The organism is Acinetobacter rudis (assembly GCF_000829675.1).
Lineage (GTDB): Bacteria > Pseudomonadota > Gammaproteobacteria > Pseudomonadales > Moraxellaceae > Acinetobacter > Acinetobacter rudis.
This window is the reverse complement of the sequence record NZ_BBRX01000047.1, coordinates 22,459-29,478: the sequence shown is the minus strand read 5'-3', so window position 1 is coordinate 29,478 and position 7,020 is coordinate 22,459. Positions and strand designations below refer to the sequence as shown.

The following is a 7,020-nucleotide window of genomic DNA, read 5'->3' as shown; positions in this document are numbered from 1 at the left end:
GTTTAAGGTATGCAGGATATCTTGGATTTCAAAATCTCGTTCACGACCATTACTGTCTACGGGGAACATTGGCGTGTTGAGTAAAATGGTGGCCAGACTTTTTTCTGCTGCTGTTAAATGAAGTTCTTGAATCTGTTGTTCAGGTTCAGCTGCGAGAATGAGTTCTGAGTGAATGACTTGTTTTAAAAAGTTTTGATTAATTTTGGGTAGAGTTTTTTCTACAAATGGTCGAAATGATTCGGGAAAAATTACATGATGACCAATACCTTTAAACATTGGAGCGATTTCTTCGACTTTATATCCTGCAACACCACAGCCAACTGCGGTGATAAAAAACTTCGTATTCGCATGGTTTTTTACATAAATTTTAAAGTCATCAATATAATGTTCAATTTGTGATAGTGGCATTTGTTGAAGATGTTCATTCATCGTCGGAATAGCAAAACTTTGTCCAGCCCAACCTCGTCCTACGCCACGCATTGCACCAAAATGTTGTAACGCAATTTTAGCTGCACCACCTGCATGGGTACCTGCCATATTACTCCCAAAGACAAAAACGGTATCTTCAGGCAAGTTTTTGATAATGGTTTCATCGTGATAATGGTAGGTCATGGTCATCGCATCATGAAAGTGTGTATTGCTTCATGTTGCAGAGCTTTGTCTAAAGGGTCAAGTGATTTGTCAGTTGATTGCTGAACAAGCAGATTAAAGCATACTTGTTCAGCACTTATATCAGGCAATATAAGTTGTAATAGGTTGTAATAACTGCAATAAATCAGGTGAAGTTGTTGTGGAATCGAATTGGCTCAATGAGATATTATTGCTAAAAAAAGTCTCTGGTGCCGTTGGCTTGTCTAGTAAAAGCTGATCAATAGAGATATTGGTTTGAGCTTGAAATTGATGGACGGGATGGTCATGGTTCATCAATAGATTGCTACTGGTTGTGCTCGGCGGAATTACATTAAACTGAAAGCTATCACTCATTTCACTGGTGTTGCTGCCTGCATCCATTTGAGTAAATGTGAAATTTTGTTTACCCAGCGCAAGGTCAGCTGCTGGTTTAAAACTCCAAGTCCCTTTGTTGTCAACCTGAACACTACCAATGGCAATCCCATGATTATATACAGTTAAGGTTGCATTCGGTTCACCAGTACCATTAAACACGGGTCTAGGGTCATCACTATTGTCTCCCGCTTTAATTTCACCTTTGGTTTCCCCAACTTGATCATTAACATTTTTTAAGAGCACTTTATTTGGAGCAATAGTGTCTTTGTTGCCGATAAGGTCTAAGGCTATGGATTTATTTGAAGCATGATCAAGGACATATACTTTGGCTAAGTTGCCATTGACGATGGAGGTCGTCAGCGTCACGCTAAATTTTCCATCAGCACTTACTGTGCTTGAGCCTATCTTATTGCCTTGTTGATTATATATTTCAACCGTGGCATTGGCTTCGGCTGTGCCCGTGATGACAGTACCATCAGCATTTATTGTTGCGATGGCCTTGTCAGGTGCGATGTTGTCTTGTCCAGCTTTAAACTTGAGTGCTGGAGATTTATTCCCAGCAGCATCCTCAAGCACGATATTCGCTGTTTGATCTTTGGCAAGCGCAGGCTGAAGGTTGAGCTGAAACTTACCATTTGCATCAGCCTGACCAGTGGCCAAGACCTGACCATTTTCAGATAAGATACTAATTTTACTTAGTGCTTCAGCAGTGCCTTTGATTGTACGCCCATCTTGCGTGACTTCAATAAGTGGCTGTTCTGGAGCTAAAGTATCTTTACCAACTTCTACGCTGACCATTTTTGATTGATTGCCCGCTTCATCTTGTACCATGACCATAGCCTTAGTGCCATGTTGTAGCGCAGTTTTGAGGGTCACTGAAAATGACCCATCTTTAGCGGTATAGACTGGACCCGCAATTTGTGTTTTTCCAGTCGCATCATAAATATAGATTTTGCTTAAGGCTTCTGCTTTACCTGAAATTATTAGCCCTTGATCATTAATTTGTGCATTGGCTTCAGCAGGAGCAATCGTATCCTTACTGCCTTTTAAAATAACAGCCTTTGACTCATTGCCTGCTTGATCGACAGCTTTCATGCTGATCAGTGCTCCATCTGTAATGACTTCGCTCAGCACAATCTTAAAGCGACCTTCAGCATCTGAGGTACTTTCTCCAATTGTTTTACCCGCCTGATTGGTTACATAAATCCGAATATTGGCTTCAGTCTGACCTGTGATCACTTTACCATCGGGATCTAAAGTGCCCGCGCTGATGGTTGGGGGCGTAAGATCTGGCGGTCCTGCATGATTATTGTCTGAGTTGTTTTTATCTTTTTTGTTGAGAAGTAAGTAGGCCGCATCAGCAACTAATATACCTAAGCCTATTTTCATCAATAGTGGTTGTCCATCCTCTTCATTTTCTGTTGCAGATAATGTTCCTAGTTGGGGGTCTGCATTGAGCGGAGCAGTGGTTACACTATGATCAGGGCTTGAGGGTGCAGTGACTTGCACTGATCGTACAGGACTGTAGTCAAGCAGTTGAGCGTATTCATCAAAGTTGGCCTGAACTTCGTTTCCTTGTTGATCACGCAGTAATAATTGATGTGGTGTATGTTGTTCAGGAGTGAAAAACTGTTGGATCGTTATCTTTTCACCGTTTTTGAGTGTGATGATTAAGTTTTTACCCACCTGTTCCATTTGTGCAATTTCATTTTTATCAATATTTAGATCAATGCGTGACGGGAGTTCAACTCGGATCAAATTGGTTTGTAGATCTTGATGAAGATGAGGATGTTGTAAATTTGAAACCGTAATTTTTGGCATAATGTACTCTTTGTGCTACTTGCTTCTGTCTTAATCATCAAGCATTGGTGCTGAATCACGCACTTAAAGTGCGGCGTGATAGAGCAAATGCGATACCGTTTTATTTAAAATAAAGAATAAATATTTATAAATAACAGTTGATTGTGTTGTGGTGGAGCTCGATTTTGAAATTAAATTAACAAAAGCCAAGATCAGCTACAATTGAAATTTCTCTGATTATTTGACGTATAAATAAAACACGGCGAAGCACCATACTTTTTTTATTTTTAAATCAAAATGTTGTTAAGTTTTTTATACAAAGTTGTCAAAAAAAAATTGTAAATTTAATCTGAAATATAAGTGAAAACATGGCCTAATTTAATCGGTAGAAATAAAACAATGCACGCAAGTGTATATAACTGATTCAGGTGCATGGATATTATTTCTAATGCGCTTTAATATAAACAACTCAGATAGGGCAGATCGTTCTGGTTTAAATGTTGTGCCTTTAAAAATTGGTCTTGAGGAAGTGATCTGTCGTGAGTGAAAAGCAACCCTTTGATTTAGTCACCCATTATCAACCTGCTGGTGATCAGCCACAGGCGATTGAGAAGTTAGTCCAAGGTGTACGTGATGGCTTAAAAGACCAATTGCTGTTGGGAGTAACGGGTTCTGGTAAGACTTATACTATGGCCAATGTCATTGCACAGTTACAACGACCAACAATCGTTATGGCACATAATAAGACGCTTGCTGCACAGCTCTATGGTGAATTTAAAGCTTTTTTCCCCAATAATGCCGTAGAGTATTTTGTTAGTTATTATGATTACTATCAACCTGAAGCCTATGTGCCATCTTCAGATACTTTTATTGAGAAAGATGCTGCTATTAATGATCATATCGATCAAATGCGTTTATCTGCAACGCGTTCACTCTTAGAACGCCGCGATGCCATTATTGTTGCTTCTGTTTCTGCAATTTATGGTTTGGGTGACCCAAATGCATATATGAGTATGTTGTTGCATGTGGTACAGGGTGATCGGGTTGTCCGCGATGAATTAATTCGTCGCTTGGTTGAAATGCAGTATAGCCGTAATGAATTAGAATTTTTACGTGGTACCTATCGAATTCGTGGTGAAATTTTAGATATTTTCCCAGCAGAATCGGACCAGTATGCTATTCGCATAGAGTTGTTTGATGATGAGGTAGATTCAATTCGGTGGTTTGACCCAATCAATGGAAAAATGGTGCGTAAGGTTCCACGTGTAACTATTTATCCAAAAAGCCATTATGTAACCCCTAAAGACCATTTGGCTCGTGCAATAGATACAATTAAAGTTGAATTACAAGAACAGTTGGGTTTTTTTAGAGCACATGACAAGTTGCTAGAAGCACAGCGAATTGAGCAACGCACGCGTTATGATTTAGAGATGATGCAACAGTTAGGCTACACCAACGGTATCGAAAACTATTCACGTCATTTGTCTGGTCGTGCAGCAGGTGCTGCACCGCCAACGTTATTTGATTATTTACCAGATGATGCCTTGCTGATCATTGATGAATCACATGTGAGCGTACCGCAGATTGGTGCCATGTATAAAGGTGACCGTTCACGTAAGGAGAACTTGGTCAATTATGGTTTCCGTTTACCAAGTGCCTTAGATAACCGCCCAATGAAGTTTGAGGAATGGGAACGTATTATTCCTACGACTATCTTTGTTAGTGCAACACCTGCTGCCTATGAATTGGAAAAGTCTGAAAAAATTGTAGAGCAAGTGGTACGTCCTACAGGCTTAATTGACCCGGAAATTGAAATTCGTCCCGTGCTTACTCAAGTTGATGATGTCTTATCTGAAATTAATATACGTAGGGAGCGAGACGAGCGAGTATTGATTACTACTTTAACCAAACGTATGGCTGAAGATCTGACTGCATATTTAAAAGAGTATTCGATTAAAGTTGCTTACTTACACTCTGATATTGATACTGTAGAGCGAGTTAAGATTATTCATGAACTGCGTACAGGTGTCTATGATGCCTTGGTGGGAATTAACTTATTACGAGAAGGGCTAGATATGCCTGAAGTGAGCTTAGTTGCGATCTTAGATGCAGATAAAGAAGGCTTCTTGCGCTCTGAACGTTCTTTGATTCAGACCATTGGCCGTGCTGCACGTAATTTAAAAGGGAAGGCGATTTTGTATGCTGACCGTATCACTGACTCAATGCAAAAAGCGATAGATGAAACTGAACGTCGACGTTTAAAACAAATTGAGTTTAATACTGAGCATGGTATCGTACCTCGTAGTGCGGTTAGACAAACCGTTAAAGAAATTGATACAGGTGAAGATCTTCAACAAGAACAATACGATGAGGCATTGTTTAATCAATTTAGCAGCATGAGCGCTGATGAACGTCATATTCTTTCTGATCCAAAACTATTTGCACGACATTTGGCAAATCTCGAAAAGCAAATGTTGAAAGCATCGAAAGAATTGCAATTTGAGCAGGCAGCACAAATTCGTGATGATATTCTAAGACTCAAAGCACAAATGATTGTGTAATATATTGGCCTATATAATCTATTGTTTAATATGTGATTTGGCGTTACAAAGTTTAAAGTTTAGGCTAAACTCGTCAAGACTTTAAAATAAAAATAACCGCAGGAATCATCATGAACGATGCGACGATAAAGAAAAAGCTGAGCGGTATTGTGCTTGGCGTGCTGTGTTATTGTTTTGCAGTAATGCCTCTTCAAGCGGCAGAGCTGCAAGCTGTAGATAAGGTTGAGCTCGATAAGTTTCTTGGGGTTTGGTATGAAATCTTGAGTAAACCGAGTTCAACGACAAAGCGTTGTAATCGGGATATTACTTCAACATATACTTTAAACGAATATGGTCATCTGCTGGCTGAGCGTCAATGTTTGGATCAAGATCAGAAACCATTAACCTTCGTTGGTGAGGCCTATCCAGTCAATGAGCCGCGTTATAGCAAGTTTAAATTGAGTTTTATGCCAGAAGCTATTCGTTGGTTACCACTTGGTCAAAACGATTACTGGATATTAAAGTTAGATGAGCAATATCAGATGGCTTTAATTGGTGAACCGAATAAGCAATCGATGTGGTTACTATCACGTGATCCTCATCCGAATCAGGCGGTGGTCCAGCAATATCTCAATTATGCTAAAAGCCTTGGATATAAAGTAGATGATGTTGTGTATACCACACATCAAAAGTAATGAGTAAACAGCTAAAGCGGGAGCGTAGCATCTGTGTTTAAGGGTATTTTGCTCTCTGTATTGGCTTCAGTGACATTTGGGGTTTTATATTTTTATACCCAATTTTTGGGTATGTTTGACAGTGAGCAAACCTTTGGTTGGCGTATTTTGGCAACACTGCCATTTCTGACTTTATTTATGTATTTCACTGGTGAACTCAATAATATCGCCGTGATATTTCGTCGTCTTTGCGATAAGCCAATATTATTACTTGGTTTGTTACTCACATCGGCTTTGTCATCTTTACAACTCTGGTTGTTTTTATGGGGACCAATCCACGGTCGTGGTTTACAAGTGTCTTTGGGCTATTTTCTATTGCCCATGGTCTTAGTGTTGTTCGGGTGTATTTTTTTTAAAGAAAAACTTTCAAAGTTTCAATTGCTATCAGTCATTTTAGCTGCACTCGGTGTCGGCTCGGCTTTGTGGAGACAAGGGGGCATCGCATGGGAAACCATCGTAGTTGCTGTTGGGTATTCACTTTATTTTTTACTCAGAAAAAAATTACGCACTGATCATTTGGGCGGTTTTTGGTGGGACTTATTGTTATGTCTGCCGGTAGCAATTTATTTTATTGATACTCAGCCACATGCTTGGAGCCAGATGGTTTCTGAGCCAATATTATTGTTGATTGTGCTTGGTCTAGGTTTATTCAGTTCAATTGGCTTAGGGAGCTATATCTTAGCCAGTCGCTATCTGCCCTTGATCTTATTTGGTCTGTTAAGTTATCTAGAACCCGTACTGCTTGCTTTAGTTTCGATCTTATTGGGTGAGAGCATTGAGGCATCAGAATGGTGGACGTATATCGCGATTTGGGCAGCAGTTTTAGTCTTGGTATTTGAAGGGGCTTGGCATATTTATGTACAACGCCGTCAAGCTTATCGTCTCAAAAAGCAGTTAAAAGCAGTAGAACACTTAAAGAAATAAGACCATTTATTAAAGAA

5 protein-coding genes are annotated in these 7,020 nt (G+C 39.6%); 3 read left to right on the top strand and 2 right to left on the bottom strand.

The features are described 5' to 3' along the window. On the bottom strand, positions 1 to 612 hold a 612-nt coding region (locus Aru01_RS12645), incomplete at its 3' end, for an A1S_2505 family phage non-structural protein (protein ID WP_042111413.1). A gap of 120 nt (positions 613 to 732) precedes the next feature. After that, positions 733 to 2,826, bottom strand: coding sequence for an Ig-like domain-containing protein (locus tag Aru01_RS12640; RefSeq protein WP_016655463.1), 2,094 nt, complete (start codon positions 2,824 to 2,826; stop codon positions 733 to 735). A 518-nt stretch (positions 2,827 to 3,344) separates the two neighbouring features. Between Aru01_RS12640 and uvrB the strand changes: the two genes are divergently transcribed. The 3 genes from uvrB to rarD all read left to right on the top strand — a co-directional run bounded on the left by uvrB (position 3,345) and on the right by rarD (position 7,003). Next, positions 3,345 to 5,366, top strand: a complete 2,022-nt coding sequence (gene uvrB, locus Aru01_RS12635) for an excinuclease ABC subunit UvrB (RefSeq protein WP_016655464.1) — start codon at positions 3,345 to 3,347, stop codon at positions 5,364 to 5,366. A gap of 110 nt (positions 5,367 to 5,476) precedes the next feature. Further along, positions 5,477 to 6,040, top strand: a complete 564-nt coding sequence (locus Aru01_RS12630; protein WP_016655465.1) for a lipocalin family protein — start codon at positions 5,477 to 5,479, stop codon at positions 6,038 to 6,040. A 33-nt stretch (positions 6,041 to 6,073) separates the two neighbouring features. Next, the gene (gene rarD, locus Aru01_RS12625; RefSeq protein ID WP_016655466.1) at positions 6,074 to 7,003 is read left to right on the top strand and encodes an EamA family transporter RarD; all 930 of its coding nucleotides are present in this window, start codon (positions 6,074 to 6,076) and stop codon (positions 7,001 to 7,003) included. Positions 7,004 to 7,020 lie beyond the last annotated feature (17 nt).

What these genes read in the sequence shown, in the direction of transcription:
- Aru01_RS12630 (WP_016655465.1), top strand. Translation starts at nt 5,477, where the DNA reads ATGAACGATGCGACGATAAAGAAAAAGCTGAGCGGTATTGTGCTTGGC.
- Aru01_RS12640 (WP_016655463.1), bottom strand. Translation starts at nt 2,826, where the DNA reads ATGCCAAAAATTACGGTTTCAAATTTACAACATCCTCATCTTCATCAA.